This window comes from Grimontia sp. NTOU-MAR1 (genome assembly GCF_035758505.1).
GTDB lineage: Bacteria > Pseudomonadota > Gammaproteobacteria > Enterobacterales > Vibrionaceae > Enterovibrio > Enterovibrio marinus.
Genome location: NZ_CP142108.1, coordinates 3,278,912 through 3,305,694 on the forward strand (window position 1 = coordinate 3,278,912; position 26,783 = coordinate 3,305,694).

Genomic DNA, 26,783 nt, shown 5'->3' on the forward strand with positions numbered 1-26,783 from the left:
GTCTCTCATTCTTCACGAATCAGTCGATCAAACCGTACTCTTCCTTCAGGATATCAATGATTTCCTGTTTCGGGTTGTCACTCAGATGAATCGGTGCGCCAGTGATTTTCTCTGCAATGCCAATGTAGGTGCGCGAAATGTCCATCAGTGCATCTACAGGCAGGTTGTTGTCGCGTGCTAAAGCTTCACGCTCTGGCATACGTTCTTTGTTGAGCAGAATATCTGGATCAGGGAAATAGTTCAGCAGGAACTGGCGGAAGCCTTCTTTGGAATTTTCCACGATATTGCCAGCCACGTATTCCTTGGTGTCCCAAATACGTGAAGAGTCCGGTGTACCCACTTCATCCATGTAGATGAGCTTTTCTTTACCAGCTGCATCAGTAACATAACCAAACTCAAACTTAGTATCGACGAAGGTTTGGTCAATCATTTCCAGTGCATTGCTGATCACGCCAAAACCTTCTTTGAGCAAGGTTTCGTATCGCGCAATGTCATCAGCAGATGAGAAATTAAACGCTGCGAAGTTGTCTTCGATGTTCTTGCGGGTGATGTTCACGTCATCCGCTTCAGGCACACCTGGAATGCCTTTTAGAATACCTTTGGTCGATGGTGTGATCAGAAGCTCTGGCAGCGCTTTGTCTTTTTCCAGTCCTTCAGGCAATTCAATGCCACAGAATTCGCGCTCGCCTTTTGCGTAGGCACGCCACATTGAACCCGTGATGTATTTACGGCAAATAGCTTCAATCATGACGGGTTTGGCTTTTTGAACAATCCAAACGAATGGGTGGGGAATATCAAGAATATGGCTGTCTGCCAGTCCATTTTCCTTGAACAGGCGGAACCAATGGTTGGAAATGGCATTCAGTGCAGCGCCTTTACCCGGTACGCCTTTCAGGCCACCTTCGGCATGCCAGATACAGTCGAATGCGGAGATACGGTCACTGATCACCATAATGGCAAGTGGCGCATCAGGGGCGACATCATAGCCTTTTTCTTGAATAAGTCGTTTGCTGTCTTCTTCTGTCAGCCAGTAGACAGAGCGGACTTTACCGCTATGAACAGGTTGGTGGGTACGAATGGGAAGATCGTCGTTAACGGCGAGAACTTGATCCGCAAGGCTCATTGAGACATTCCTATCTAAAAGTGGCAGGACGAGGCTTCGTCACTGGCAAGACAACATTCTATGTGGTGAGAGCGGCGACTTCCTGACTCTCACCCTCCAAACGCTTTGCATGATACCAGAACTGAACAGGGGCTGTTACTGAAAACGCAAACGTTTGCGCAAAAAATTTCAGACAGAAAAAAGGCGACCCTATGGTCGCCGCTATCGATCACCAGAAAGACGATTTGTCGTTGTCATCCTCATCATCGTAAGGTTTTCGCTCTTTCTTTTGCTCATGGCTTTGGTCTTCATCTTTTGGCTTGGGCTTTTGCTTCATACCGAATTTGCCATTGGCCGTGTATTTCAGTGCCATGATGTTGCTGACCACAACGGCGACCACAATGAAAATGATCACGTAGGGGTTGGTGAGTATATCCATGCTCAGACCTCACAAACGTTCGAGACGTATTGAGAATATATCCAATCCAGCTGGTTTAGAACAGTTTCCCGTCCAGCGATGTTAGAAGATGCGATCGCGGTGCGGAGTGCATCAGGCGTGAGGATATCCAGCGCCCCTTGCGTGGTTGGGATGTGGCTGATATGCCAGGGCTCAAATGCCACACCGCCTCTATCTTCACGATAAGGCAGGTAAAAGCCGTGCGTTTTCATGTTGGCCAAAAGCCAATCAAAGAAAGGCTTTTGGTGCCCGGTAAGGTATTCCCAAGGTTCAAGCTGGATGGAGATACCTTCAGGCAGGAGGTTTCTGGCATAGATGTCGATATCGGTGCCCCAGTGATGACGGCTTGCCCCCGGCAAGGCCGACCAGCGCAAAATGGCGCGCACTTTATCGTCATCGTTGAGTTGGCTGGTATCCAAAGGATTTCCGTTGCCATCAAGCATGGGGCGTAGGCCATTGAACTTGTTGTCCCATATCATCTGCTGACGGTTGAAATCACGAAAGCTGCTGGCAATAGTGAGTTCAAAGCCGGCTTTTTCTGCCGAACTTTGCAGGGCCAAGAAATCCGCCTGAACCTCTTTATGCAGCATCAGACCATCCGTGAGAGTGCACAGATGGTCTTGTGATTGTCCTGTCAGTGATGAAAGGGTCCAACTCATTTGGCCAGCACTTTCTCCAGTACCTTCTGGTACATGTCAGTCAGTTTCTCGAGATCATCAATCTTTACACACTCATTCACTTTGTGGATGGTAGCGTTGACTGGACCCAGTTCAATCACCTGACCACCCATTTGCGCGATAAAGCGACCGTCGGAAGTTCCGCCCGTAGTAAGAAGTTGAGGCTTCTCGCTGTTCACTTCGTCCACGGCTTCAACGACAGCATCAAGTAAAGAACCTGCATCTGTCAGGAACGGCAAGCCGTTGTAGGTCCATTTGATATCGTAGTCCAGGCCATGCGCATCGAAGATGGCGTGAGTGCGGGTTTCTATGTCCTGCGCGGTTAATTCGGTGCTGTAGCGCAAGTTGAACTGGACATGGAACTCACCTGGAACCACATTGCTTGCGCCTGTACCTGCGGCGACGTTTGGAATTTGCAGGCTGGTTGGCGGGAAGTAGGCGTTACCTTCATCCCACTGAACGCTGGTCAGTTCTGCGAGTGCTGGCAGCGCCAGATGAACCGGGTTTTTCGCGAGGTGAGGGTAGGCAACGTGGCCCTGAATACCTTTGAAGGTGACATCACCAGTCAGTGAGCCGCGACGACCGTTCTTGACCACATCACCCACCGCGTTGGTGCTGCTTGGCTCGCCCACAATGCACATGTCGATGATTTCATCACGTGCCATCAGGGTGTCGACAACACGGGTCGTTCCATTAATAAATGGGCCTTCTTCATCTGAGGTGATAAGGAATGCCAGTGAACCACTGTGATCCGGGTTTTGTGCGATAAAGCGTTCAGTTGCGACAACCATCGCGGCCAATGAGCCTTTCATGTCTGCCGCACCACGGCCATGCAGGTAACCGTCTATGATTGTCGGCTCAAAAGGAGGCGTTTTCCACTGCTCTAAAGGGCCTGCTGGTACCACATCAGTGTGACCTGCAAAGGCAAACAGCGGGCCTTCGGTACCGCGACGAGCCCAAAGGTTGGTGGTGTCTTCAAACACCATACGTTCAATTTTGAATCCCAGCGCTTCGAGGCGCTCGATCATTAGTTCCTGACATCCTTCATCTTCTGGAGTCACGGATGGACGGCCTATTAATTCCTTGGCCAGAGACAATACCGCACTGTCTGTCATGGGGTTGTGTGTCCTTGTTCTTAAATCGGTGTTATTTGCTAAAAATGGTTTCGTACTCTGCAGCTTTGAAGCCGAGGTGATACGTGTCGTTGTGAATCAAAAGAGGGCGCTTAATCATGGCAGGGTGAACCAGCATCAAAGAAACGGCGTTGGATTCATCCAGGTTGTTCTTTTGTTCTTCGGAAAGTCCTCGGAAAGTGGTACCGCGCTTGTTGACCAGTGCTTCCCAGCCCAGCTTTTCCACAAATTGCTTTAACATTTCCTGATCGATACCGTCTTTACGGTAATCATGAAACGTGTACGGTTTGCCTTCCGCATCAAGCCACTTCAGCGCTTTCTTGATGGTGTCGCAATTCTTAATCCCGTAAACCATTGTGGTCATTCACTGTTTCCTCATAGTGCTACGTTGAGGGTGCTAGATTGACATTGCGAAGTGTTGAAAGCAAGGCGTGAGGCGACTTCCCCTTTCATTGAATTAACTTCTATTCGAATAGCTTCATAAATCAATTTCATTCAAAACTTCTATATTAGCGATTTCTGATGTAAATTGATTAGAGAGAGCTAATTTATTGAGTGTCAGCTAGCCATGGGTAAAGAACTACAACAACAAGCCACAGATGCTGCAAAAGTACTGAGAATTCTCGCGCACCCAGAACGGTTAATCGTGCTCTGTCAGTTGCGGGAAGGGGAGAAAAATGTCTCTCGCCTTCTTGAGAACAGTGCCTTGAGCCAGTCTGCTTTCTCTCAACATCTCACCGTACTGCGACAAGCGGGATTAGTCGAGACACGCAAGGAGTCGCAGTCAGTGTTTTACCGCATTGCAGATGGCAAAGTGGAAAACCTGATCAATGCAATTCAAGGCGCATGGTGTGGCGAGCGCTAACGACCAAACGACATGCTGATGAATAGGCGTTCAATTTGATCAAGCGCAATACCTCCTTTGCAATTCATTGAATAATGGAAAGCAGTCATATTAGGAGGTCTCAATGGAACTGAATCCGGTTTTTGCAAGAAGACTGTATCTCGCTTTTTTGGTTGAAGAAATGGAACGTCCGAACGTTCCGCGTTTAATTGAAGCCACGGGCTGGCCACGTCGCACGATTCAGGACGTGATCAAATCACTGGCAGGCCTTGGTATTGAGTTGTCGTTCATTCAGGATGGACGTCGCCACAATGATGGATATTACCGCCTGACTGACTGGGGTCCGTTCAAGCGTGAGTGGGTTGAAAAGCGTAAGCAGGACATCATGGGAACGCTTACGGTATAAAACAAAAAACGCAGCTAACGAGCCTGCGTTTTTGGTTTTCAGGCTTCGGCGTGAGCAGGCCTTAGCGATTTCTGAACGTATTTAGGCAGTTTATCTACCACCAAGTGCCAAGAACGGGAAATGATATTTTCGATTTCCGCCGTTGGCATTGGGCAGTTTTTGCCAAATTCTATCCATCCCACTCTTGCCAGATGCGGTGCCGGACGGCAATCCGGGATCTCCGCCATCATAACGAACAAATCCTCCGGCACCTTGCAGGCCATCTTTTCTCCATCATAGAAAATGCAAACCATCTTGGTCTGGTGCACGCTGTAAACATCAACGCCACCCCATTTCACATCATGGCGGATGCCGACCAGCGATTCGCAGTGTGCCTTGAGTGCAGGGATGTCCATTTACTTGATGAGTCCTTTTTCCTGAAGCGCTGTTCTTAAGGCTTCGACGCGTTTTCGATTTACGCCAAAGTCAGAGTATCCAACGCGCGATTCAGAGCGGACTATCAGCTGGTCGCCATCGATACGGAGTTCCAGGTCATCCACGAAACGCATGATTTTACTGACGCTCTCAACACGCACATAGCCAGGCTCCTGAACGCCAATACGGGTGCCTGGCATGCTGAGCGCGACTTCCAGAATGGGTGCTATCGAAGCACCTTCTGCCAACTCGAATGGCGCAACGTTGAAATCTTCACGTGGGTCCTGTGTAGAAACACAATTTGGCTTGTCGCCACATGGGCTGAGAGATTTATCTGTCACGGCGTCTTCTCCTTGTGCACATCCAAGCGCAAATATCATGGCTACGCCGGCAGTGGCGAGTGAGAGCGTTTTTTTCATGATGTATTCCCTGTTATTAGTTGCTCATTATATAGGCTGCAAACCCTGCCCAACTGGCTATCAGCAGTCCCCAAGGCAGAAGGTTGCTAGACGTAGACACTGACTGTTCAGTTTCAGTCACATCCTGCAGTTGGGTTGTATCAACCTGTTTTTGTTTAAGCTGCTTTTTTCGCTCTTTATCGCGATCCCGCGCTTTGGCTTTCTGTTGTTTCTTGTATAGCGCAATGCCTTTCTCTATACCTTGCGCAATGAGTTTGGTCTGTTCTTTGGTTTGCCCCGGCTTTTGCGTCGCTTTGGCAATTTTCATGGCTTCTTGCTGGGTTTCAGGCGAGGGCGTGGCGTTGCTCATCTTATTTTCATCTTTAACGGTCTAATCTAGTGAGCGATTATAACGATGATAACTGAATGTCACGAAACCAAATTCTGAGAATCGTGTCAGACCTCTTATGACAATAAAAGGGAGAAAGGACAAATGATCTTAACCACTACCCCAACAGTACAGGGACGCGAAATTAGACACTATCATGGCGTAGTCGTTGGTGAAGCAATCCTGGGTGCGAATATTTTTAAAGATATTTTTGCGAGCATTCGCGACATAGTCGGCGGTCGCTCGGCGGCTTACGAGCAAGAACTTGCTAAGGCGCGTGAAATTGCATTCGAAGAACTCAGAGAGCGGGCACGTGCCGCAGGAGGAAACGCTGTGGTGGGGATTGACCTTGATTATGAAGTGGTCGGTCCCAATGGTGGAATGTTGATGGTGAGTGTTAGCGGGACGGCAGTGACCATTTGATAAATGTGAGCGAGCTAAAAGCTTGGGCTGAAAGATACTGCGCTACACCGCAAAATAATGAGCCTGAGCTTTGTGCTCCCCATTACTACTGACAAAGTGCCAAGGAGGGTTATGAACAATGTTTTTTTGTATGCTTCCCTTTTCTGGTGACTGCGCATAACCCTGAAGAAACAAGATAGATGAATACGCTTTTGTACCAATCCCCTGACTATTACGACAAACATGGCAACGCAAAGCCAAACCTGATGTTCTGGCTGACAGGCCTCTTTCTGGCGCGTTCCTGGATAGTGTTTGTGATTGCAGGCGTCAGCCGGGAGCAAGGTAAAGATTTGCTCTCGCTGTTTTACCCAAGTCATGATGCGCTTTATGTCGGACTTGCGTTGGGATTTCCTGCAGTGGCTTTGATGCTGATGGCTGGAAGTCTTCATCGTTTCCCTGCATTTTTTCAGCGTACTTGGCGGTTGGGTAAGTACATCCTCCTAACTGCGTTGAGTGGTGATTTGATACTGCAAGTCAAACACCTGATGGTTCAGCGTTGGGAGTTCCACTGGAGTGGGGCGTTAATGTTACTGATGGCGATTTGGCTAGCGTTATACCTATTAAGAAGCCGCCGTATTCAGTTTTTATTTGAAGCCCCCATTACAAGAGAAGAAAAAAATGAATGAGTGGAAGAAAGGGCTTGTCCTGTTCAGCGCAATGTTAAGTCCCTTGGCCATGGCTGACTGGCAGGTTGATGTTAATTTCGAAATGGATCGTGCCGGTAAGCAACACCGCGCACAAACCTCAGTATCCCTTGTGCCTGGAGAAGAAACCGTCCTGTTTGATAATGGCGAAGCGACAGGCGCACTCATCGGCAAGGCTGAGCTTTTGGAAGTGACGGCTGATGAGGTAAAAATCTCTCTTCTGGTTCAAGAGCAGTGCGACGATGGCGGTTGGCGAACTATTATGTCACCCGTTGTCAGTGCCGGTCTTAATACTCCGGCTTCTGTTAAGCTGAGCAACGAACAACTGGATGAATTTGCATCCTTAAAAGTGGAAATTACGTCGGTATAAGTGCCCAAAATCCCACTTTACAGATCTGAGACAAAGCCTCGGCGCTTCACAGGTAATATGCTAGCTTTCTTAAAACACTAAAAAATTAAAGACCTAATCGACCTCAAAATACTGGGTACCTTCCGTATTTTGAGGTCGTTTGGGTTATCTAGCTGTATTATCTGGAGGTTCTACATGGCGGTCTCTCAACCGGCAATCGTTGCAGATGCAGGTCTTTTCGCACTTTACACAGTCCTGAAAGTCAAAGGCTCTTCTTCTGAAGTTCTTGCGCAGTGTTGCGTACTTCACTCCCTTGTTGATGACATTAATGCCCAGCAGCCTGGTACTAATCTGAAAGCAGCTGTATCTTTTTCACCAGCTTTCTGTGCGGAAAATAGCATTGCAACACCTGCTGATTTTATGGCTTTTCGTCCTATAGGGGAAGGTGATGCCCATGCGCCTGCAACGGAGTGTGATATTTTCCTTCACGCTCACTCAACCCGTCATGATCTGAACTTCTTTCTGCTACGCAAGTTCTTGTCACCTATTGCTTCAGAGGTTGAAGTCATTGATGAAACCTACGGTTATCGTTACCTCGATTCCCGTGACATGACAGGGTTTATCGACGGCACTGAAAACCCGGAAGGCGAAGAAGCGCGTCGTGATGTGGCGATTATCGCTGATGGTGAATGTGCTGGTGGCAGTATCGTTATGATGCAGCGTTACGTACACAAACTGGCAGCATGGGAACCACTGACCATCAAGCAGCAAGAGAAAGTGATTGGCCGTACCAAGCCTGACTCGATTGAGCTTGACGACGTGCCACCAACTTCTCATGTTGGTCGAGTAGATATTAAAGAAGATGGTAAAGGGCTAAAAATGGTTCGCCACAGCCTGCCATATGGCTCTGTGTCAGGTGATCACGGCCTGTTGTTCTTGGCTTATTGCCATACCCAACATGTTCACAAAACCATGTTGGAAAGCATGTTCGGTGAGCGCGATGGTGAAACTGACATGTTGCTTCGTTTTACCACACCTGTCACAGGCGCGTATTTCTATGCGCCTTCAATAGAGGTACTTGAAAGTATTTGATTTATCAATACTTTGAATTTTACTGATAACATTAAAAGCACCTTTAGTCGGTGCTTTTTTTATGTCAATTTGTGAGCGCGGCTAAAAGGGCTTTTCCGGTTTTTTGAGCCAGATTTTGGAAATGACAATTGGCGGGCAAATGCATCCTTATTCTACTCGACGGCTTTTCATATCTGTGGTGTTCTCAGCCCAGTTTTTATGTTTTGAGAGTCGTTGAATGGGCGTGGCAACAAGGACGCTTTGCAGTATCAAGGAATTAGCGGTTCGCGGCATCTCTTACTATCCGGAGAAATTGCGTGACCCAATTAATACTCGACGGTGAATGGACACTGACATCACTAATTGATGACAGCATTGTCGCACCGATCCAAATCCCTGGTGATGTTCACAGTGCCTTGTTGGCCGCTGATAAAATCCCTGACCCTTACTACGGTTGCAATGAAACTGACGTTCAATGGGTCAGTGAGCATGATTGGCTCCTGACGAAATTGTTCGAGGCGGATTCATCAACGCTGGAAGCACCTCGTGTTGACCTAATGCTGAGCATGGTCGATACCGTCGCATCTATAGCGGTGAATGGCGAGGTTGTCTTGCTGTGCGCCAATATGTTCCGAGAATATCGCGTTGATGTGCGTCCTTACCTCAAGCAAGGTGAGAACATTCTGACTGTCACCTTGAAGCGTGCCGATATTGAGGCGAAAGCACGTGCTGAACGTTTGCCATTTCCTGTGCCTTGGGCGGTGGGTAATAATCAAATTCCTCACATGAATACCCTTCGTAAAACCCAATGCCACGCTGGCTAGGACTGGGGTATTTGCCTGCTTGCCAGCGGTATTTATGACAGCGTGAAGTTACAGCCAATCCACAATTTGGCGCTCAAAAGTGTTCGCACTGCCCAGCAATGGCAAAGTAATGGCCAATGCGACCTTATCCTTTCTATCGATGCAGAAATCGTCGGTACTGATTCTGCGGCGATTGAATGCGTGCTGACATCTCCTTCTGGTGAGCCACAAAGCACTACCATTGCAGCGGGTGCTGAGCCTTTGACTTGTGGCTTCACGATAACTCACCCAGAGCGCTGGTGGCCAGCAGGGTACGGTAGTCAACCGCTTTACTCACTGACTGTATCGGTGGATGGTCAACGGGTCACCAAACGTATTGGTTTGCGAGAGCTCCATCTGGATACCACGCCAGACGAAGCTGGGTCGGTAATGACTTTTGTGATGAATGGTAAAGCTATCATGTCTAAAGGGGCTAATTGGATTCCATTGGATGCCATGCCGGGATTGCAAACATCAGAACGCTATCGTCAGCTTTTAGACGATGCGAAAGCTGCGAACATGAATATGATTCGTGTCTGGGGCGGTGGCATGTATGAGCGTGACTGCTTCTACGAATTGTGCGATGAGCTAGGTCTGATGGTGTGGCAAGATCTCATGTTTGCCTGCGCGCTTTACCCTTCAACGCCAGAATTTCTGAAAGATGTAGAGCTGGAAGTGTCATATCAGGTTCGTCGTCTAAGTGATCATCCCTCTATAGCCCTGTGGTGTGGCGATAACGAAGTCATTGGTGCGATCGGCTGGTATCCAGAGTCGCGTACCAACCGCGAAAAGTATGTGGTGAATTATGACCGTCTTAACCGGGTGCTGCAGGAGGTGGTTGAACGTGAAGATCCACACCGCAGATTCTGGGCGAGTTCGCCTTGTAATGGCGAGTTAGACTTTGGCGATGCCTGGCATGATGACAACAAGGGTGATATGCACTTCTGGGATGTGTGGCACTCAGGAAAGTCCTTTGATGCCTACCACACAGTGAAACCACGTTTTTGTAGTGAGTTCGGTTATCAGTCCTGGCCGTCTCTGCCGACAGTGAAAACTTTCGCATCGGAACATGACTGGAACGTCACATCACCGACCTTTGAGCAACACCAGAAGAATGGGCGTGGCAATAGCATCATGACGGAGATGTTCACCCGTTACTTCCGCTTCCCGAAAGATTTCCCACAGATGTTATATCTGAGCCAGGTTCAGCAGGCATTGGCAATTAAAACGGCGAGTGAATACTGGCGTGCCAACAAACCACTGTGCCGAGGGATTCTTTACTGGCAACTTAACGATTGTTGGCCAGTGAGCTCGTGGTCAAGTATTGAATACACAGGGCGCTGGAAGCAACTCCACTATCATGCCAAGCGCTTCTTTGACATTCAGGCCGCGGTATTTGTGGAAGAGCAAGACGCATTGGCACTCCGTCTGATCAATGATGAACACCGGAGTCTGGATGCTAAAGGGCAGGTGACTTGGTATGACTGGCAAGGCGAGGTGATCGACACCTGGCCGTTTGAAACTAAGTTGGGCGAAGATGACAACCAAACAGTCTGGCAATGCGACAGACAAGTGATTGATGAGCGTAAGCATCAAGGCTTCTTCCATGTAGTCATGGAATGTGAGGGCAAGGAGATCACCAATACCTGGTTCGATGATGTTTATAAACGCCTACCACTACCTAAGACTTCAGTGGATGTTGAAATCATAGAAGGGACGGATGGCTTGCAGTTGGTATTGACATCAGATCTGCCAGCATTCTTTGTTCATCTTGAGTTTGAAGGCGAGGGACGCTTCAGTGACAGCAGTTTCACGCTGATGCCTTGCTCTCCGGTCACAGTAAACTTCGAAGGCTTTGCTGATGTAGAGGCAATGAAAGCAGGGCTTCGTGTTTACCAACTGTCAGAGACGTTTTAAACAAAAAGGGAGGCGATTGCCTCCCTTTCACTTTTTAACGGACACAAAAAAGCGCAGCTTCGGCTGTAATGCCGATCAGTTAAGCAATAAATGATCGGTTGAACGATCCTTATAGGCTGTCAAAATCCGAGTGTTTCTCTGCACTCGGATTTCTTTATGTTCTTAAGGCAAGCGCTCGACCGAATACACCAATTCTCTGCTGACCAACTCAATGGGCTATCAGATCTCCTTTGCCCCACACTGATTAATCAATGTCTTGAAGACACGGGCGTCGCCACGATTCGTAAGCGTCGACTCCCCATGGAACTGATGGTGTGGAGCGTGGTGGGAATGTCTCTTTATCGGCATCTATCGATGAGCAAGGTGGTCTCTCAGCTTGATATATTACTTCCGGGTAAGAAGCCTTTTGTTGCGCCGAGCGCGGTGATTCATGCCCGTAAGAAACTAGGACATGAACCCGTAGAAGCGGTGTTCAACCAAACTCAGCAATTGTGGCATGAGAAAACCCCGCATCCCGATTGGTACGGGCTCACTTTGCATGCCGTCGATGGCGTGGTTTGGCGAACACCTGATACGACTGACAATGATAAGGCGTTTAGTCGAACAGGTAATAAAACAACGACGTCAGACTATCCCCAAGTTCGCATGGTCTGCCACATGGAATTGACGAGCCATCTGCTCAACAGTGCCGCCTTTGACTCCGTCTCGGTCAGTGAGATTGACCTCACCGCTCAGCTTATCGACAAAGCCCAAGACAATAGCCTTACCCTGTTTGACAAAGGCTTCTACGCATTGGGACTTCTCCATCGTTGGCAAAGCCAAGGAGAGGAAAGACACTGGCTAATTCCCCTTCGTAAAGGGGCGCAATATAAGACGTTAAGAAAACTGGGACGCGGTCAGGAGCTGGTTGAGCTCTCCCTGACTGCCCAAGCGAAAAAGAAGTGGGTAGATGCGCCGGATACACTGGAAGCCAGACTCATTACCACCAAGATAAAAGGGAAAGAAGTCAAACTGCTGACTTCCATGACCGACCCTAAGCGTTATATAGGTGCAGATATCGCAGAGCTCTACAGTCATCGCTGGGAAATCGAATTAGGCTACCGAGAGATGAAACAGTCCATGCTTCAAAATAGCCTGACGCTAAGAAGTAAAACGCCGGCGTTAGTGAAACAGGAGCTTTGGGGAATGCTGCTCGCCTATAACCTGTTGCGTTTTATGATGTGCCAGATGGCGTATTCCTTGAATACGGTGATGCCATACCAAATAGGCTTTAAGCAGGCATCGATATTTTTGGTGAGTCAGTTGCAGATGCTTCCGGCTGTCGCGCCGGGCAGATACCCAGAAGTACTCAGATATATCCTCGATATGGCAGAGAGCTTTGTGCTTCCAGAGAGGCGGGAGAGGACATATCCCAGAGCAGTAAAGAAAAGGCCCAGTCGCTATGCGACTAGGCCTTCTAGAAAGCGTCATTCAGCTTAATTCACATGCATTACAGCTTCGAAGCTGCGCTTTTTCTTGCGATTCAAGAATTACTTCTTGATACGCAGTACTGGCGTTTCGCCAACAGAAACGGCACCAGAAAGCTTGTTCAGCTCTTTGATTTCGTCCATGTTAGAGATAACAACAGGAGTCAGGGTAGACTTCGCTTTCTCTTCCAGCATAGCCAGATCGAATTCGATGATTGGGTCGCCAACTTTAACAGTCTGACCTTCTTCAGCGATGCGCTTGAAGCCTTCACCTTTCAGTTCAACGGTATCAATACCGAAGTGAACGAACAGCTCGATGCCGTCTTCAGATTCGATAGAGAACGCGTGGTTAGTTTCGAAAATCTTACCAATGGTACCGTTTACTGGTGCAACCATTTTGTCGCCAGCTGGTTTGATCGCGATGCCGTCGCCTACGATTTTCTCAGCGAAAACAACGTCTGGCACGTCTTCGATATTTACGATTTCACCAGACAGTGGTGCGATGATTTCGATCGCGCCTGCGTCGTTGCTGTCGTCAGAAACCAGCTTCTTCAGTTTGTCAAACAGACCCATAGTGTTTGCTCCTAAGCGTTATCAATACTTTGCTGCCGTATCTTAGCAGACAGTTTTCTCTGCAATGAATTTTTCTACGTGCGCAGTAATTTCTGCAGCAGTAGGCATTGCCAGTGCTTCTTCCGCCATTGCCTTAACATCAGCAAAGTTAGCATTACGGATGATCTTCTTGATTCGTGGAATAGAGATACCACTCATGCTGAACTCATCAAGACCCATACCCATCAGAAGCAGTGTTGCACGCTCATCGCCTGCCAACTCACCGCACATGCCAGTCCACTTACCTTCTTTGTGAGAAGCGTCGATGACTTGCTTAATAACGGTCAGTACTGCTGGAGACAGTGGGTTGTATAGGTGAGAGATCAGCTCGTTACCACGGTCAACCGCAAGAGTATACTGGGTTAAGTCGTTTGTACCAATGCTAAAGAACTCAACTTCTTTTGCAAGGTGGTGAGCAATTGCAGCTGCAGCAGGCGTTTCAACCATGACACCGATTTCGATGTTCTCGTCAAAAGCCAGACCTTCAGCACGCAATTCCGCTTTGTATTCTTCAATCGCTTTTTTCAGCTCACGGATTTCTTCAACAGAGATGATCATTGGGAACATCACGCGAAGTTTACCGTGTGCAGAAGCACGCAGGATAGCACGCAGCTGGTCGCGAAGGATTTCACGACGGTCCAGGCTGATGCGAACTGCACGCCAACCCAGGAACGGGTTCATTTCTTTTGGCAGATCCATGTATGGCAGATCTTTGTCACCACCGATATCCATAGTACGGATGATCACTGGGTGGCCATGCATCGCTTCTGCAACTTCTTTGTATGCTTTGTACTGAATTTCTTCAGTTGGCAGCGCATCGCGGTCCATGAATAGGAATTCGGTGCGGTACAGGCCTACACCTTCGCCACCGTTGCGGTTAACGCCATCACAGTCTTTCACTGTACCGATGTTGCCGCAAACTTCTACTTGGTGGCCATCCAGAGTGACAGCTGGTAGGTCTTTCAGTTTTGCCAGCTCTTCTTTCTCTGCGATGAACTCATCACGGATCGCTTTGAATTTGGTTAGTTCTTCTTCGCTTGGGTTGATAACAATCATATTGTTGATTGCATCAAGAACCAGCATATCGCCGTTGTTCACACGCTTGGTGATGTCGTTGGTACCAACGATCGCAGGCAATTCCAGAGAACGCGCCATGATAGAGGTGTGAGACGTACGGCCACCGATGTCGGTGATGAAACCCAGCACGTAGTCCAGGTTGATTTGCGCAGTTTCAGAAGGAGTCAGGTCGTTAGCTACCAGAATCACTTCTTCATTGATTGCGCTAAGGGATACGATGTTGATACCCAGTGCGTTCTTAACAAAACGTGAGCCGATGTCGCGAATGTCAGTTGCACGCTCTTTCAGGTACTCGTCATCCAGAGATTCGAGGGTGACTGCTTGCTCTTCGATAACGCTGTAAATCGCGTATTCAGCTGAAGCATTGTTGTCCTTAATGAAAGCTATGATTTCTTCTTCTAGCTCTTCATCTTCAAGCAGCATGATGTGACCTTCAAAGATCGCTTCTTTCTCTTCACCGAAAGTTACGCGAGCCTTGTCTTTAATCACTTCAAGTTGCTGTTTAGATTTTTCGCGTGCGTCGTAAAGACGAGCGATTTCTGCGTCTAGCTGGTCAGCTGGAACTGGATTTTTGTTGATGACGATGTCGTCTTCTTGGAGTAGCAGCGCTTTACCAAAAGCAATACCAGGAGATGCCAGGATACCTGAAATCATAGCTTTACCCTACATTGATCAAATTGAAATACTAATGGACAGAAAAAGAGCTGGATTATTCCAGCTCGTCCATCAGCTTAACCAGGTGATCAACTGCTTCTTGAGCTTGTGCACCGTCAGCTTTGATAGTTACAACAGTGCCCTTGGTCAGACCCAGAGTTTGCAGCTTGAACAGGCTAGTTGCGCTTGCTTCTTTACCGCCAGATTCTACAGTAATTTTTGCATCGAAGCCTTTCGCTTCTTTTACGAACTGAGCCGCTGGACGAGTGTGCAGACCATTTTCAGCAGTGATTTCTACTTGCTTTTGATACATGTTTTACCCCGATACATTATTTATTTAGGTTTATGTATTAAATCTTCGGTTAGCTTAAACTGATTGACCAGTTTTGGCTATCGATGCACGGTAAACTAACCAAGATTTGAGTGCCTCAGCTTAATCCAAGTCAAACTTTTGTGACATTTTCGCTCAAAACAACACCTGACTCACAGTCGAGGCGCTGATTAATTTCGAAGTGAAAAATAAATGGCGGGGAATTTTTACTAGAGCAGACTGAAAAAATCAAACAAAAAAGCCCCGTAGGGGCTTTTTTGTTGCCAATCATGCGATTGGATTTGGAAGCTCAATGCCTGTTATTGCTGGTTTTCAAGCTCTGTGAAGATACCAGCGAACAGTGCAGAACTCAGGTAACGCTCACCAGAACTTGGCAGAATCGTTACGATGTTTTTGCCTGCGAACTCAGGCAATTCTGCAATTTTGTTGGCAGCAACAACAGCAGCACCTGAAGAAATACCCGCTAGGATGCCTTCTTCTTCCATCAGACGGCGTGCCATGCCAATCGCTTCGTCAGAGGTAACCAGTACAGTTTTGTCGACGAGAGACAAATCCAGGTTGCCAGGTACGAAGCCTGCACCGATACCTTGGATTTTGTGAGGTGCTGGTTGTACGTCGTCACCATTCACAGTTTGAGTGATAACTGGAGACTCTGCAGGTTCTACTGCAACAGTGGTGATTGCTTTACCTTTGGTGTTTTTGATGTAACGGCTAACACCAGTCAGCGTACCACCCGTACCTACACCAGATACGAATACGTCGATTTCGCCTTCAGTATCTTCCCAAATCTCAGGACCAGTAGTCTTCTCGTGGATCTCTGGGTTAGCAGGGTTATTGAACTGTTGCAGCATCAGGAATTTCGCTGGGTCAGCAGCAACAATTTCTTCTGCTTTAGCAATCGCACCTTTCATGCCTTTCGCTGCTTCAGTCAGAACCAGGTTTGCACCCAGTGCTTTCAGCAGCTTACGACGCTCAAGGCTCATTGACTCAGGCATGGTCAGAGTCAATTTGTAACCACGGGCTGCAGCAACGTAAGCCAGCGCGATACCTGTATTACCACTGGTTGGTTCAACCAGCTCAACACCTGGTTTCAGTTTGCCGCTTTTCTCTGCATCCCAAATCATGTTTGCACCGATACGGCATTTAACGCTAAAGCTAGGGTTGCGAGCTTCAATTTTTACCAGCACTTTGCCGTTTGATACACGGTTTAGACGTACAAGCGGCGTGTTGCCGATAGTGGTTGAATTATCTTCGTAAATTTTACCCATCTTCTTCGTTCCTTCGGTTTGCAGGGGATATACGAGTTTTAGAATATCCTGATTTGGCTGAAAGCAAAGTAATCGTTAGTTATATCTTATTGTTATCAGAATTGTTTCAGATGCGGGTAACGGTAAATAGTGTATTTGGAAGCAGAAAACACCTTTGTTCTGCAGAGCAAAGGTATTTTTCCAAAACATTAAAGTGAGGTTAATAGCGGGCAAGATTGCCGCGATATTTATCAACCCACATCGCCGTTGCCCCGCAGACAGCGGCTGGCATGACGAAAAGGTTGAGAATAGGGGTCATGGTGAAAAACATCACCAAAGCGCCAAAACTCATGGTAGAGCCTTTGTTATCTCGAAGCGTTGCTTTCATATTGGGGAAAGAGACTCGGTGGTTATCAAACGGGTAGTCACAGTATTGAATCCCCATCATCCAGGCACTGAACAAGAACCACAGTACAGGGCCGAGTGTTTGGCCAATGGCAGGAATCCACATCAGCAATAACAGACCCAGTGCTTTCGGCAAGTAGTATGCAAGCTTTTGCCATTCTCGTTTAAACACGCGTGGTAAATCTTTAATGATGCCAGTGAAGCCGTCGTCGGGTGGGCGCTTACCTGTCAGCTTGGCTTCCAGATGTTCAGCTAGAAGACCGTTAAAAGGGGCAGCAATCCAGTTTGCGACAGTGCTAAAAAAATAGGAACAGATAACCAATGCCGCGATAGCCAGCAATGGCCACAACACATATAAAAGCCAATTCAGCATTTCAGGTAAGTAGGATAGCCAGCCATTGATCCAATCACTGAGCTGAGAAAGCACAACACCAATTAGAGTACCCATCAAAAGCAGGTTTACGACCAAAGGAATAATCACAAAGCGACGGATCCCGGGCGTAAACATGAGGGAAAATCCGCGAAGAAAATAGCTCGCACCAGATACCGGCTGCTTAGCCATTTGAGTTGGGTTCATAGAATCTCCTTTCCGTGCCTATACCCAAGGCGAAAAATTGGTAATTTTCATTGCAAAAGCAGGAACTACGCCAACTTTGATTTCAGTTCTGTTGTTGATGACGAATCGATGTTAAGCCCACTACTTACGGGGCTATCAACGCAATTTTAATGTTCCGTCTGATCACGGTTGCACTTTCATTAGTGCTGCAACAGTGAGGGAATGTTAACGTCTAAGACCATATAATGGCAATTTACGCCACTGGTGAATTATTGAACCATGTCATTGTCAAACAGCCTAGTGGTACATGTTACTATGCGCGTTGCTTGTGTTTTCACTGTCAGAACAGTGACTTTTTCAGTGTTCTCGCGGTATGGACGTTAACTTTCATACGCTTTTTGGTACAGTAGTCAGCAATTTGTATGTGCGACATTGCCAAAGGTTGTACCAAGGTGTTTAGATAGGTCACAACCGCTTGCGGACTCTCGTCGTTAATTGGATAAATGCTGAGATTAAATGATGCAGGAATTGCGCCTTGTTTTAATCATTTTGGGTGCGGTGGCTATCGCCGCTTTGTTGCTCCATGGCTTGTGGACAAGCCGCAAGGAAAAGCCCGCGAAGTTTGGCGAAAAGCCAATTGGTAAATTAAGGGAAAAAGATGATACTGGTTTTGATCAGGACGGCATTGGTTCAGTCCGAGTGATTAAATCAGGAGGCAGTGAAAAGCCAAAAACAGAGCGCAAAGAGCCGGGTCTGAATTTTGGAGAAAAGCCTGAAGTCGATCCTTTGTTTGCAGGTCAGGCTGAAGAAATGCCGACAAAAGAAAAAGAAGACGACTTACCCTTGCCAATCTTTTCAGCTGCAGATGTAGATGATACTGAAAAACCCCTTGATAGATCTGTACAGCCCTTTCAAACCCCTCAGGAAGACAACACGGTTGCTGAATCTGTCGCAGAGCCAATGACGGAAACTTCAGAAGTGACTTCTGTGGCAGAAGAGAAAGACGTTACTGAAGCTGTGATAGAAGAAGCAGAGGTGGAAGAGGAAGCAGTGAAAGAGCCAGAGCAACAAGTTCTGATAATGAATGTACAGGCTGCCAACAACACTGAGTTTGATGGCGAAGAGCTGATTAACTGCCTTGAACAACACGGTATGATTTTCGGTGAGATGGAAATCTTCCATCGTCATGCTGACTTGGCTGGCACAGGTAAAGTTTTGTTCAGTGCAGCAAACATGTTTAACCCTGGTAGCTTCCCGCTGGCAACGATTCATCAGTTCACCACACCGGGCATTACCCTGTTTATGACGCTGCCTTGTTACGGTGAAGCCGAGCAGAACTTTAAGCTCATGCTTCAAACTGCCCAACAAGTTGCTGATCAGCTTGGTGGTTTAGTGACAGACGATAACCGCAATATGATGACACCTCAGCGTCTTGATGGTTATCGCGACAAGATAAAACAGTTCCACGCACACGCCTGATTAGATTGGAACAGATATAAAAACGCCCCATTCAAGGGGCGTTTTTATATATGGCACTTGGAGTTAGGCTTATTTCACTTCCGCCCAAGGCCCGCCATTCGTTGGTAGATCGCCTTTGGTCCACCACTTCGCTTTGTAGGTTTTCGTCTCATAAACCACAGTATCGCCGCCGCTGTAGGCAATATCTTTACTCCAGGCTTGGTCGCCAGCACCTTTGTCCGCTACCCATACGGAAGACGTTCCCGGCTCCTCACCTTTGTTCCACCACTGCGCCGTATAAGTTACGCCAAAGTGTGTCACTTTATCGCCAGCCAGATAGGTCGCATTCGCATCCCAGTTTGTTTCACCGCCAGTGCTACCGCTACCTTTCACGTTTATGCTGATCACAGCCTGAGCACTCGCAGTGCCGTCAGTGACTGTCACAGTCATCGTGTCGTTAAGGTCAGTGGTGGTTGCTGGCGCAGTGTAACTGATGGTTGCATCATTGCCAGTGACGGTCACGGTGCCTTGGCTAGCACTGAATGTCAGTACATCGTTGTCAGCATCCGTGGCTGAAACAGCAATTTGAGTAGATTGACCGCTTTCTACACTCACTGCCAGCGGGGCGTTGAGAACCGGTACGTTGTTCACGACTTCCCGTTTGATATCGAGCTGGAAGGTAGCGCTTTGGTCTTTCACGTAAACCAGATTGCCGTAAAGATCGGTGCTGTCCCAAGACACCAAACTGTCTTGTGAGAGTTTACCGAGGCGAACACCGGTCGAACCATTGTTGATGATATCTGCTAACTGAGAAGCCCAAACCGATTCGTCTTGGTTTGTCACGTCAATAGCGAGATTTTCGAACACGGTTTCTGTTCCACTTCCATCGAAAACACGGAACCAGACGGTATCTCCACTATTGGCGTCGTCAGTTGCTTTGACTGCTGCACCTAGGCTTTGCCATGTTGGAACAACGATGTCGCCACCAAAGCTGATGTCTGAACAGTTGTAGAAGCCTTCGCCTGCTGGGTCATCGCGCTGCCAGCGTGAATAAAGCACTGCGTTGCCGGTGCGGTCTGTTGGCAGGGTGATAGTCATTTGGTAGTACTTTTTCTCGTTGATGATCACAACGGGTACATTGCCAAATTCCGCAATCAAATCCAGATCTGACCATTTCAATGCATCAGTCGCCGAATTGTAGGCGGCGTTTGAGAGATAGAACTTCCAGAAGCTCGGATTGTGAGGCGTTGATGCACGGTATAGAAGGGTCAGCTTCCCGTTCAAGCTTGGGTCAATCGGTGTGGCTTGCCATTCAGAAGAAGGAATGTCGATACCAGCTTTTTTCGGGTCACCTGCCGAACACAGCGCGCCATCTGGTACGCTCGCTTCAACAGCAACTTGATTGGTGAAATCAGAAACGAGCTTGGCAAACTCCGGCTTTTGCACGAACGGATACCAGCCAGACTCTTTAAAAGCAGCGCGACAAGCGGTGTTCGGGATGGTTGAGCCATCCGTTGATTCCCAGTAGCCACCGTCGCTATCACAAATTTCCTGACGTGAGGGAGGGTAGTCCATATAGCCGTGTGCAAAGGCGAGTTGAGGTATTGTCGCCGATACCACTGCCACCAAAGGGAGTAGTCGAGTGCGTAACATGTTGTTTCCTCTCAGTGTTGGTTGTTTTTGTTGCTTTTTTGTTATTACACACTGATTTGGTTGAAAATTAGGCGGCGGGGTTTTGTCGGTTTCTACAAATTAAAGGTGGCTCGAAAAAGGTTTTCTGATTTTTCATAGATATGAAAAATGCCCGGCATGATTAGGAATTCATGTCACTAATCAATGGCCGGGTATTTTGTTTGAAAAGTACCTGTGAAAGCGATGGGTCAAGCCAACCAAAGGCGAGCCAATAAACCAGGTGGTGTGGTGATACCGGTGGTGATAGATGCGATTTTGCCGTCTTTAACAATCACAATGGTTGGTGTCGCGCGCACGCCCCACATATCTGACAAAGATCCTCGCTCATCATTGATGGTGGCGAATTTCAGATCGTGATGTTGAAGGTAGGCAGTGACACGATCATTTGAGCCTGAAGTGATCGCAACAGAGATGACCTCATGATCTTGCGCTAACCAGTCCACGGTTGGCGTCACGAATTTACAGGCACCACACCACGTTGCCCAAAAGTACAACACCACGGGCTTGTCTTCACTTAGTGCGACTAAATCTATGGTTTCGCCTGACAGATCCTGTGTGACAACATTCGGCAACTGCTCGTTCGGCATGTCCTGACTGCGCCATAAGTCCACTGCGAATGAAGCAATGGAAAACAGGAGCACCAGTGTCAGGGTTTCCTTTATCCAGAATCCGGGCTGTTTCCATTTACTCTTGGCTTTCGGAGTGTTCATGGTATTAGCCTCCTTTAGCATGATTGATGGCACGAATGACATCTTCACTCGACAGCATGACAGGAAGAGGGATGCCTCCTGGCGCTGCTGGGCCATAAACAATATTAAAAGGCACGCCATAGCGGCCGTATTTACGCAGATAGTCGGTCACATAACCGTTGGGAGAAGTCCAATCACCCTGGAATGTCACCATATCTTCGGCTTTAAGTCTGGAGTAGGCGGGCTCTTGCAGTAAAACACCGATTTTGTTCGCTTTACAGGTGATACACCAATCTGCAGTGACATCCACAAACACGGTGTTTCCTGCATTCACTTCTTGCGCTATCCGCGATTCATCGAGCTTTTGCCATGCCAAATCAGGTGGCATAGGCGTCACCCATTTAGAGGCTGTAAGGCTTGCAGTTACCAGCGTCACAGCTGTCAGCAAAATGCCCACGCCACTGACGATTACTGCTGTTTTCTTACCGTGAACTTTGTGGGTTCTGATGATGAAAAAGGCAATGACGATGAAGCTCAGGATGATAAGCCAAAGCAGCGATAAATGATTGGCCAGCAATGTCAGTAGCCAGACGCTGGTTGCGAGCATCATAAAGCCAAATAACCACTTCACTCGGTTCATCCAGGCGCCTGGCTTTGGTAATTTCGTTGCTAGGGAAGGCATTGCCGCAACGAGTAACCACGGCAGTGCCATTCCAACAGCTAGCGCGGAGAAAATGGCAAACAGTGTTGGAGTGGATGCGGTGAAAGCGAACGCAACCGCGGTGCCAAGAAACGGTGCAGAGCACGGGGTAGCAAGTAAAGTGGCAAACATGCCTTGGATAAAGTGCCCCACATAGGAGTTATCGCCTCGTGTTGCCAACCAGGTATTCGCCGAGGAGGGCAGCCTGATCTCGAATAATCCCAACATGTTGGCAGCAAACAGCGCAGTGATTGCCATCATCACGCCGATAAACAGCGGGCTTTGGAACTGAATGCCCCAGCCGATCGCATTACCAGTGAGTTTCAGGATGAGCAGAAAGGCCGCGAGCAGCCAAAACGAAAACAAGATTCCCGCCGCTGAGGCAAGAAACTGTTTACGTATTTCAACTTTCGCCAAACCCTGCGCGGTGACCACGCTGCTGAGCTTGAGACCAAGCACCGGCAACACACAAGGCATGATATTAAGAATAAGCCCACCCAGCAGCGCAAAGGCAATGGCAGATGCAAAGGAAAAATCCGGTACGGCCTCAACAATGGTTTCCGCCTTTGCCGAGACTTCCTGTTCAGCCAGAAAATCCCTATCGATAAAGGTGAGCTTTATCGCCTCATCAGCCAGCGCAGGTTTTCCCATCCAACTGCTGGCGGAGTAAGTGGCGGTGACGGTCTCACCATTCACCGAGATTGTCGGCACAGAAAAAGCCACATCGGTCAGTGCGTCCGAACTGCCATCAACAATGATGTCGGGTGATTGCCAATTGACGGCTTTACTTGCGGAAACTTGCAGTTGCTGTTTTGTATCATCCCATACTGCGCTGATATTTTTCAGTTGAGGTGAAGCTTTAGGGACTTGGCTAGCGGCCTGCGCATGCGTGTGCAGCAACTCAGCGTTGGGTTTTAGATTGTCTGGGATAAATGCCAGTTCAAACTCGTAGTCGGTGAGCACACACACTGTGGTACAGGAAGAGACCGTCAGGGTACCTGCAAAGTTTGCGGGTTTGTTGATGTCCTCAACGTATAGCGTGATGGGAAAAATGATATCGCCTGTGTAGCCCAGCGTATCAATACCTAACAAATCGAAGCGTTGTGGAGCAGGCCATTGCCAGTCTACATCTTTGATGTTGTCTGATGCTTGCCAATTTAGAGTCGGCGCAACGCCGCCTTCTCCGGGGGAGCGCCAGTAGGTTTTCCAGTCACCGGAGAGGTTGATTTCCAGAAAGCCTTCAACGGCGTTGGTTGATTCATTGGCATTGCCAGTCAGCGCAACGCGGGCTTTGACCGGTGGATGAGCCGGGTTTGTTAGCCATCCGGTATCCGGTGTCTGGGCGTGTGCGGGAACTATTGCCCACACCACAAGCAACAAAATGCCAATCAGCCATTGTGCTTGTTTAAAAAATCTTGAAATGTTTTTCATTACTATTCCTAAAATAATTCAATCGAAACTGGGTGACAGTCGATTGGCTTATTCTCGGAATACGCAGAGTTTTAGATGTAATCGGTAGGGGGAGTGTATTGGCTCCGTTTGAGCGTCGGTTTTTAAACGTATTAACGGCAAAAAGCCAACGAACAGCAAGACCCAAACAAACAGTGACAGCGTGATATCTTCCCAGCCAATTTTGGATGAGGACAAAAGTCGTTCTGTTAACTCGCAATCACCGGCAGCGGCACTGTCTTTTATTTGTGTACTTTCTTGTGAAAGCTCTGAAGCATTGAGATTTTTCTGTGGGCATACGTTAAACAACCCGGCATTTTGCGACAGGCACACGAACACGACCCACCATACAAAGGTGAGCGCCCACTGCGCGCGAAGTTTTGCCGATTTTGTCTGCATTGCCTAAAATATGTCTTCTGGTTTCTGAAAGCATTCTGTTGAGCTTCAAGCTCGATTGCAAGTTGTGCTGCCATTCTTTGAGTGAGCAAACCAAGTCAGAGTTCACTGGATTTTCCTAAAAAGACCTAAATCTAGCGGCTGAAAATAAAAAGCCCGCAGAAGCGGGCTTGGAATTTAAGGCTTTATGGTGCGCCAGACAACGGTGTTGGCATGTAATGTTCGGGACGCAAGTTTGTCATTTCCGGAATAATGGTCGCGACCGTCATGGTTGACCAGGTACCGGCGACAATACCGATAAACATGGTGATGGAGAAACCATATAGCGGCTCCCCTCCCAACAGCCACAGTGATCCTACAGAAATCAGTGTGGTTCCTGATGTGATGAGAGTGCGGGACATAGTAGAAGCAATCGCGCGGTTGTTGAGCTCTGCGATTGGCAAGGTCACGTTCGCTTTCAGCAGTTCCCTGATCCGGTCAGAGATAATGATGGAGTCATTCAGCGAGTAACCCAGCACGGCCAATAGTGCTGCCAACACGGTCAGGTTGAACTCCATTCCTGTGATAGAGAAAAAGCCCAGCAGGAGAACGACATCATGTACCAGTGCCAAGAGTGCGCCGGATGCCAGTCGCCACTCGAAGCGGAAACTCAGGTAACCCAGAATCACCAGCAAAGTAATAAGCACAGCCAATCCGCCTTGCTCTGCCAGTTCCTGACCGACTTGTGGGCCAACCAGACTGACGTTAATCATCTCGACAGTTTGAGAGAAAGACTCAAGGATAGGCTTGAGCTCAGGCTGCTCACTCAATTTCTCTGGCGCGGCGTAACGAAGTACCCAATCACCAGCATCTCCGGCTGACACCACGGTCACAGGTTGTTTGAGGGCAGCTTCCAGTTTGTCTTGAATTTGGTTGGCAGTTAGCGTTGAGTCCAATTGAACTTCACTGATCATACCGCCGGTAAAGTCGAGACCGAAATTGAGGCCCTTGGTGCTCAAGGTAAAGATAGAAAGCACCATGAGTACACAGGAAATCAGGCTGCCAATACGGCGAAGTTTTGTTGCGTTTTTCATCGTAATCATCGTTATACCCTCACACCGCGACGTGAATCTCTACCCCAAACCAGATTGATCACTGCGCGAGACGCGAAGATTCCGGTAAACATACTAGTCAACAAGCCTAAGCCCAATGTCAGAGCAAAACCTTGGATTGGGCCATTACCAATGGCATACAAGGTTACAGCTGAGATAAGTGTGGTGATGTTAGAGTCGAGGATAGTGGCGAACGCACTGCTGAAACCCAAATCAATCGACTGAGCCAGGCTTCTTCCTTCACGGACTTTTTCTTTTATACGTTCGAAGATCAGAACATTGGTATCCACCGCCATACCGACGGTAAGCACCAGACCTGCGATACCTGGGAGCGTAAGTACCGCGCCAGGAAGCAGGGCAATCAGACCCAGTAACATCACCATATTGACGACAAGGGCGAGGTTTGCCACCCAGCCAAGCTTGCGGTACCACACCGCCATAAACAGCAGGGTTAAACCCATCCCCATTGCCAGCGCCGCAAAGCCGTTTTGAATGTTTTCAGCACCTAAAGAAGGACCAATGGTGCGTTCTTCAACGATGGTTACTGGTGCAGTGAGAGAGCCAGCACGCAGCAGCAGCGCCAAATCCTGCGCTTCAGGCAGGGTGCCGACGCCAGTAATACGGAAACGGTTACCAAGTTGGGACTGAATGGTCGCCACGCTGATGATGGATGTTTCTTGCTCAGTTTTACCTTCTGCATTGCGGCTGTATTCGCTGTAAGCCGTCGCCATAGGTTTGCCGATATGCTGTGCTGAGAAGTCAGATATTTTCTTACCGCCGGTCGAATCCAGCGAAATGTTCACTTCCGGCATGCCCATTTCACCCATGCTGGCGCGCGCATCGACAATGTGCTCACCTGACAGAACCGGTTTGCGGTTAACGTGCACCGGGCGACCGTTTTGCTCTGGGATCACCATAGAGCCAGGTTTGTAATCACTTACCACTTCATAGAACGCAAGACTTGCAGTTGCGCCAATCACGTTTTTGGCGGCGGCTGGGTCTTGAACGCCTGGCAGTTCGATGCGGATGCGGTGTTCGCCCTGACGTTGAACAGCCGCTTCTGTGATGCCGAGCTCCTCAATACGAGAGCGCATGGTTTGCAGGTTCTGTTGCACAGTCAGGTTAGTGAGCGTTTGCTTTTCCGCTTCTTTCAAACTCATGGTCAGGGTGTAGTCACCACTGCCTTTTACTTCCCATTGCGGATATTGCTCGCGAAGGAATTGGCGCAGTTCGCCTTCAGAGGCGCTGGATGGCGCTACGACTTTTAAGTCACCTTCACCATTAACCTGAACGCGCACACCGCGGACGCGAAGCTCGCGCGCGTGCTCGCGTACCGCATCAGCGGCTTGTGTTGCATGAGCTTGGAAAACTTGCTGCATGTCGACATCCAGCAGGAATTGCACGCCGCCGCGAAGGTCAAGACCAAGCTTGATTGGCTTGAAACCCATCTCCAGTAGCCAAGCTGGTGCTGCTGGCACCATGGCCAGTGTCACGGTGTCATCTTCCGGCATACGTTTTGCCAAAATCTGCTTAGCCGCATTTTGTTGGGATGCATTGCCCAGCACCACGGTGGTTTTGTTGCCTTGTTGGTCAATACGCGTCACGTCGACATCTTTGTTATCCAAGATGCTTTTGATCGCGACAGCCGATGGCGTATTCTCTTTGTGGGAAATCATGATAGCCGGGCTTTCGCCAAACCAAGACGGCAAGGCGCTGAACAACATAATGATGATGGTGGTGATAAGCACCACGTACTTCCATGCAGGATAGTGATTTAACAGAGTCGTTCGACCTGTTCTTTTTGGCTTAGTATTTTGAGTGTTTTTTTGCATAGCTCTCGCTCGTCACCGCAAAAC

Annotated in this window: 26 protein-coding genes and 1 pseudogene; 9 read left to right on the plus strand and 18 right to left on the minus strand. The window is 48.4% G+C overall.

Translation table 11 applies throughout. From position 1 onward, the window contains the following. Positions 1-19 precede the first annotated feature (19 nt). The 5 genes from VP504_RS15255 to VP504_RS15275 all read right to left on the minus strand — a co-directional run bounded on the left by VP504_RS15255 (position 20) and on the right by VP504_RS15275 (position 3,733). Entirely contained in the window at positions 20-1,123 is a 1,104-nt protein-coding gene (locus VP504_RS15255; RefSeq protein WP_325891920.1) for a phosphoribosylaminoimidazolesuccinocarboxamide synthase, read from the minus strand. Positions 1,124-1,331: 208 nt separating this feature from the next. After that, the gene (locus VP504_RS15260) at positions 1,332-1,541 is read right to left on the minus strand and encodes a DUF2897 family protein (protein ID WP_325891921.1); all 210 of its coding nucleotides are present in this window, start codon (positions 1,539-1,541) and stop codon (positions 1,332-1,334) included. A 2-nt stretch (positions 1,542-1,543) separates the two neighbouring features. Further along, on the minus strand, positions 1,544-2,218 hold the full coding sequence (locus tag VP504_RS15265; RefSeq protein ID WP_325891922.1) for a M15 family metallopeptidase: 675 nt from the start codon (positions 2,216-2,218) through the stop codon (positions 1,544-1,546). Then, entirely contained in the window at positions 2,215-3,351 is a 1,137-nt protein-coding gene (gene dapE, locus VP504_RS15270; RefSeq protein WP_325891923.1) for a succinyl-diaminopimelate desuccinylase, read from the minus strand. The genes VP504_RS15265 and dapE overlap by 4 nt, the downstream gene beginning before the upstream one ends. Positions 3,352-3,382: 31 nt before the next feature. Further along, on the minus strand, positions 3,383-3,733 hold the full coding sequence (locus VP504_RS15275) for an ArsC family reductase (RefSeq protein ID WP_046302874.1): 351 nt from the start codon (positions 3,731-3,733) through the stop codon (positions 3,383-3,385). 204 nt (positions 3,734-3,937) lie between these two features. Here VP504_RS15275 and VP504_RS15280 point away from each other — a divergent pair, with 204 nt between their 5' ends. Both VP504_RS15280 and VP504_RS15285 read left to right on the plus strand, forming a co-directional pair. Then, positions 3,938-4,234 carry an ArsR/SmtB family transcription factor gene (locus VP504_RS15280; RefSeq protein WP_325891924.1) on the plus strand — a complete coding sequence of 99 codons (297 nt, stop codon included), beginning with the start codon at positions 3,938-3,940 and terminating at the stop codon, positions 4,232-4,234. 103 nt (positions 4,235-4,337) lie between these two features. Continuing rightward, positions 4,338-4,619, plus strand: coding sequence for a winged helix-turn-helix domain-containing protein (locus tag VP504_RS15285; RefSeq protein ID WP_325891925.1), 282 nt, complete (start codon positions 4,338-4,340; stop codon positions 4,617-4,619). Positions 4,620-4,657: 38 nt separating this feature from the next. Here the strand turns inward: VP504_RS15285 and VP504_RS15290 are convergent, their stop codons facing one another. Genes VP504_RS15290 through VP504_RS15300 form a run of 3 tightly spaced genes read right to left on the minus strand, consistent with a single transcriptional unit; the run spans position 4,658 to position 5,801 of the window. Beyond that, positions 4,658-5,014: an MmcQ/YjbR family DNA-binding protein gene (locus VP504_RS15290; protein WP_325891926.1), complete on the minus strand. Its 357-nt coding sequence runs from the start codon at positions 5,012-5,014 to the stop codon at positions 4,658-4,660. Further along, complete coding sequence (locus VP504_RS15295; RefSeq protein WP_325891927.1) at positions 5,015-5,452, minus strand: DUF1499 domain-containing protein; 438 nt, start codon at positions 5,450-5,452, stop codon at positions 5,015-5,017. It abuts the gene before it with no gap. Positions 5,453-5,468: 16 nt separating this feature from the next. Continuing rightward, complete coding sequence (locus VP504_RS15300) at positions 5,469-5,801, minus strand: DUF2956 domain-containing protein (RefSeq protein ID WP_325891928.1); 333 nt, start codon at positions 5,799-5,801, stop codon at positions 5,469-5,471. 123 nt (positions 5,802-5,924) lie between these two features. Between VP504_RS15300 and VP504_RS15305 the strand changes: the two genes are divergently transcribed. The 6 genes and pseudogenes from VP504_RS15305 (at position 5,925) to VP504_RS15330 (ending at position 12,583) form a co-directional block, all read left to right on the plus strand. Beyond that, positions 5,925-6,242, plus strand: a complete 318-nt coding sequence (locus VP504_RS15305) for a heavy metal-binding domain-containing protein (RefSeq protein WP_062663041.1) — start codon at positions 5,925-5,927, stop codon at positions 6,240-6,242. Between the two features lie 179 nt (positions 6,243-6,421). Continuing rightward, the gene (locus tag VP504_RS15310) at positions 6,422-6,907 is read left to right on the plus strand and encodes a DUF2919 domain-containing protein (protein ID WP_325891929.1); all 486 of its coding nucleotides are present in this window, start codon (positions 6,422-6,424) and stop codon (positions 6,905-6,907) included. Next, the gene (locus VP504_RS15315; RefSeq protein ID WP_325891930.1) at positions 6,900-7,295 is read left to right on the plus strand and encodes a hypothetical protein; all 396 of its coding nucleotides are present in this window, start codon (positions 6,900-6,902) and stop codon (positions 7,293-7,295) included. Before VP504_RS15310 ends, VP504_RS15315 begins: the two co-directional genes overlap by 8 nt. A gap of 174 nt (positions 7,296-7,469) precedes the next feature. Beyond that, positions 7,470-8,366, plus strand: coding sequence for a Dyp-type peroxidase (locus VP504_RS15320; protein WP_325891931.1), 897 nt, complete (start codon positions 7,470-7,472; stop codon positions 8,364-8,366). 296 nt (positions 8,367-8,662) lie between these two features. After that, positions 8,663-11,104: pseudogene (locus tag VP504_RS15325) on the plus strand (glycosyl hydrolase 2 galactose-binding domain-containing protein). A gap of 156 nt (positions 11,105-11,260) precedes the next feature. Continuing rightward, positions 11,261-12,583, plus strand: a complete 1,323-nt coding sequence (locus tag VP504_RS15330; RefSeq protein WP_325891603.1) for an IS4 family transposase — start codon at positions 11,261-11,263, stop codon at positions 12,581-12,583. A gap of 50 nt (positions 12,584-12,633) precedes the next feature. Here the strand turns inward: VP504_RS15330 and crr are convergent, their stop codons facing one another. The 5 genes from crr to cysZ all read right to left on the minus strand — a co-directional run bounded on the left by crr (position 12,634) and on the right by cysZ (position 17,473). Then, the gene (crr, locus tag VP504_RS15335) at positions 12,634-13,143 is read right to left on the minus strand and encodes a PTS glucose transporter subunit IIA (RefSeq protein ID WP_002537936.1); all 510 of its coding nucleotides are present in this window, start codon (positions 13,141-13,143) and stop codon (positions 12,634-12,636) included. A gap of 42 nt (positions 13,144-13,185) precedes the next feature. Continuing rightward, positions 13,186-14,913, minus strand: coding sequence for a phosphoenolpyruvate-protein phosphotransferase PtsI (ptsI, locus tag VP504_RS15340; protein WP_325891932.1), 1,728 nt, complete (start codon positions 14,911-14,913; stop codon positions 13,186-13,188). 55 nt (positions 14,914-14,968) lie between these two features. Further along, on the minus strand, positions 14,969-15,226 hold the full coding sequence (locus VP504_RS15345; protein WP_002537934.1) for an HPr family phosphocarrier protein: 258 nt from the start codon (positions 15,224-15,226) through the stop codon (positions 14,969-14,971). A gap of 317 nt (positions 15,227-15,543) precedes the next feature. Next, on the minus strand, positions 15,544-16,512 hold the full coding sequence (cysK, locus tag VP504_RS15350; protein ID WP_251877889.1) for a cysteine synthase A: 969 nt from the start codon (positions 16,510-16,512) through the stop codon (positions 15,544-15,546). Between the two features lie 199 nt (positions 16,513-16,711). Continuing rightward, positions 16,712-17,473 (minus strand): sulfate transporter CysZ, encoded by a 762-nt coding sequence (gene cysZ, locus VP504_RS15355; protein WP_325891933.1) that lies wholly within the window; start codon positions 17,471-17,473, stop codon positions 16,712-16,714. A gap of 495 nt (positions 17,474-17,968) precedes the next feature. On the opposite strand from cysZ, the gene zipA reads away from it, so the two are divergent. Further along, complete coding sequence (zipA, locus tag VP504_RS15360) at positions 17,969-18,931, plus strand: cell division protein ZipA (protein WP_325891934.1); 963 nt, start codon at positions 17,969-17,971, stop codon at positions 18,929-18,931. Positions 18,932-19,000: 69 nt separating this feature from the next. On the opposite strand, the gene VP504_RS15365 is transcribed toward zipA, so the two are convergent. The 5 genes from VP504_RS15365 to secD form a co-directional block, all read right to left on the minus strand. After that, positions 19,001-20,563, minus strand: coding sequence for a lytic polysaccharide monooxygenase (locus tag VP504_RS15365; RefSeq protein ID WP_325891935.1), 1,563 nt, complete (start codon positions 20,561-20,563; stop codon positions 19,001-19,003). A gap of 227 nt (positions 20,564-20,790) precedes the next feature. After that, positions 20,791-21,312, minus strand: coding sequence for a protein disulfide oxidoreductase (locus VP504_RS15370; RefSeq protein WP_325891936.1), 522 nt, complete (start codon positions 21,310-21,312; stop codon positions 20,791-20,793). A 4-nt stretch (positions 21,313-21,316) separates the two neighbouring features. Next, positions 21,317-23,422 carry a protein-disulfide reductase DsbD family protein gene (locus VP504_RS15375; RefSeq protein WP_325891937.1) on the minus strand — a complete coding sequence of 702 codons (2,106 nt, stop codon included), beginning with the start codon at positions 23,420-23,422 and terminating at the stop codon, positions 21,317-21,319. Positions 23,423-24,021: 599 nt separating this feature from the next. Next, positions 24,022-24,918 (minus strand): protein translocase subunit SecF, encoded by an 897-nt coding sequence (gene secF / locus VP504_RS15380; protein WP_325891938.1) that lies wholly within the window; start codon positions 24,916-24,918, stop codon positions 24,022-24,024. 2 nt (positions 24,919-24,920) lie between these two features. Beyond that, a complete protein-coding gene (gene secD, locus VP504_RS15385) occupies positions 24,921-26,759 on the minus strand; it encodes a protein translocase subunit SecD (protein WP_325891939.1) in 1,839 nt (612 codons plus the stop codon). Positions 26,760-26,783: the final 24 nt, after the last annotated feature.

What these genes read in the sequence shown, in the direction of transcription:
- VP504_RS15370 (WP_325891936.1), bottom strand. Translation starts at nt 21,312, where the DNA reads ATGAACACTCCGAAAGCCAAGAGTAAATGGAAACAGCCCGGATTCTGG.
- VP504_RS15255 (WP_325891920.1), bottom strand. Translation starts at nt 1,123, where the DNA reads ATGAGCCTTGCGGATCAAGTTCTCGCCGTTAACGACGATCTTCCCATT.
- VP504_RS15375 (WP_325891937.1), bottom strand. Translation starts at nt 23,422, where the DNA reads ATGAAAAACATTTCAAGATTTTTTAAACAAGCACAATGGCTGATTGGC.
- VP504_RS15280 (WP_325891924.1), top strand. Translation starts at nt 3,938, where the DNA reads ATGGGTAAAGAACTACAACAACAAGCCACAGATGCTGCAAAAGTACTG.
- VP504_RS15300 (WP_325891928.1), bottom strand. Translation starts at nt 5,801, where the DNA reads ATGAGCAACGCCACGCCCTCGCCTGAAACCCAGCAAGAAGCCATGAAA.
- VP504_RS15315 (WP_325891930.1), top strand. Translation starts at nt 6,900, where the DNA reads ATGAATGAGTGGAAGAAAGGGCTTGTCCTGTTCAGCGCAATGTTAAGT.
- secD (WP_325891939.1), bottom strand. Translation starts at nt 26,759, where the DNA reads ATGCAAAAAAACACTCAAAATACTAAGCCAAAAAGAACAGGTCGAACG.
- crr (WP_002537936.1), bottom strand. Translation starts at nt 13,143, where the DNA reads ATGGGTCTGTTTGACAAACTGAAGAAGCTGGTTTCTGACGACAGCAAC.
- cysZ (WP_325891933.1), bottom strand. Translation starts at nt 17,473, where the DNA reads ATGAACCCAACTCAAATGGCTAAGCAGCCGGTATCTGGTGCGAGCTAT.
- zipA (WP_325891934.1), top strand. Translation starts at nt 17,969, where the DNA reads ATGATGCAGGAATTGCGCCTTGTTTTAATCATTTTGGGTGCGGTGGCT.
- VP504_RS15275 (WP_046302874.1), bottom strand. Translation starts at nt 3,733, where the DNA reads ATGACCACAATGGTTTACGGGATTAAGAATTGCGACACCATCAAGAAA.
- VP504_RS15295 (WP_325891927.1), bottom strand. Translation starts at nt 5,452, where the DNA reads ATGAAAAAAACGCTCTCACTCGCCACTGCCGGCGTAGCCATGATATTT.
- VP504_RS15285 (WP_325891925.1), top strand. Translation starts at nt 4,338, where the DNA reads ATGGAACTGAATCCGGTTTTTGCAAGAAGACTGTATCTCGCTTTTTTG.
- cysK (WP_251877889.1), bottom strand. Translation starts at nt 16,512, where the DNA reads ATGGGTAAAATTTACGAAGATAATTCAACCACTATCGGCAACACGCCG.
- dapE (WP_325891923.1), bottom strand. Translation starts at nt 3,351, where the DNA reads ATGACAGACAGTGCGGTATTGTCTCTGGCCAAGGAATTAATAGGCCGT.
- VP504_RS15265 (WP_325891922.1), bottom strand. Translation starts at nt 2,218, where the DNA reads ATGAGTTGGACCCTTTCATCACTGACAGGACAATCACAAGACCATCTG.
- VP504_RS15290 (WP_325891926.1), bottom strand. Translation starts at nt 5,014, where the DNA reads ATGGACATCCCTGCACTCAAGGCACACTGCGAATCGCTGGTCGGCATC.
- VP504_RS15365 (WP_325891935.1), bottom strand. Translation starts at nt 20,563, where the DNA reads ATGTTACGCACTCGACTACTCCCTTTGGTGGCAGTGGTATCGGCGACA.
- secF (WP_325891938.1), bottom strand. Translation starts at nt 24,918, where the DNA reads ATGATTACGATGAAAAACGCAACAAAACTTCGCCGTATTGGCAGCCTG.
- VP504_RS15305 (WP_062663041.1), top strand. Translation starts at nt 5,925, where the DNA reads ATGATCTTAACCACTACCCCAACAGTACAGGGACGCGAAATTAGACAC.
- ptsI (WP_325891932.1), bottom strand. Translation starts at nt 14,913, where the DNA reads ATGATTTCAGGTATCCTGGCATCTCCTGGTATTGCTTTTGGTAAAGCG.
- VP504_RS15320 (WP_325891931.1), top strand. Translation starts at nt 7,470, where the DNA reads ATGGCGGTCTCTCAACCGGCAATCGTTGCAGATGCAGGTCTTTTCGCA.
- VP504_RS15260 (WP_325891921.1), bottom strand. Translation starts at nt 1,541, where the DNA reads ATGGATATACTCACCAACCCCTACGTGATCATTTTCATTGTGGTCGCC.
- VP504_RS15310 (WP_325891929.1), top strand. Translation starts at nt 6,422, where the DNA reads ATGAATACGCTTTTGTACCAATCCCCTGACTATTACGACAAACATGGC.
- VP504_RS15345 (WP_002537934.1), bottom strand. Translation starts at nt 15,226, where the DNA reads ATGTATCAAAAGCAAGTAGAAATCACTGCTGAAAATGGTCTGCACACT.
- VP504_RS15330 (WP_325891603.1), top strand. Translation starts at nt 11,261, where the DNA reads ATGTTCTTAAGGCAAGCGCTCGACCGAATACACCAATTCTCTGCTGAC.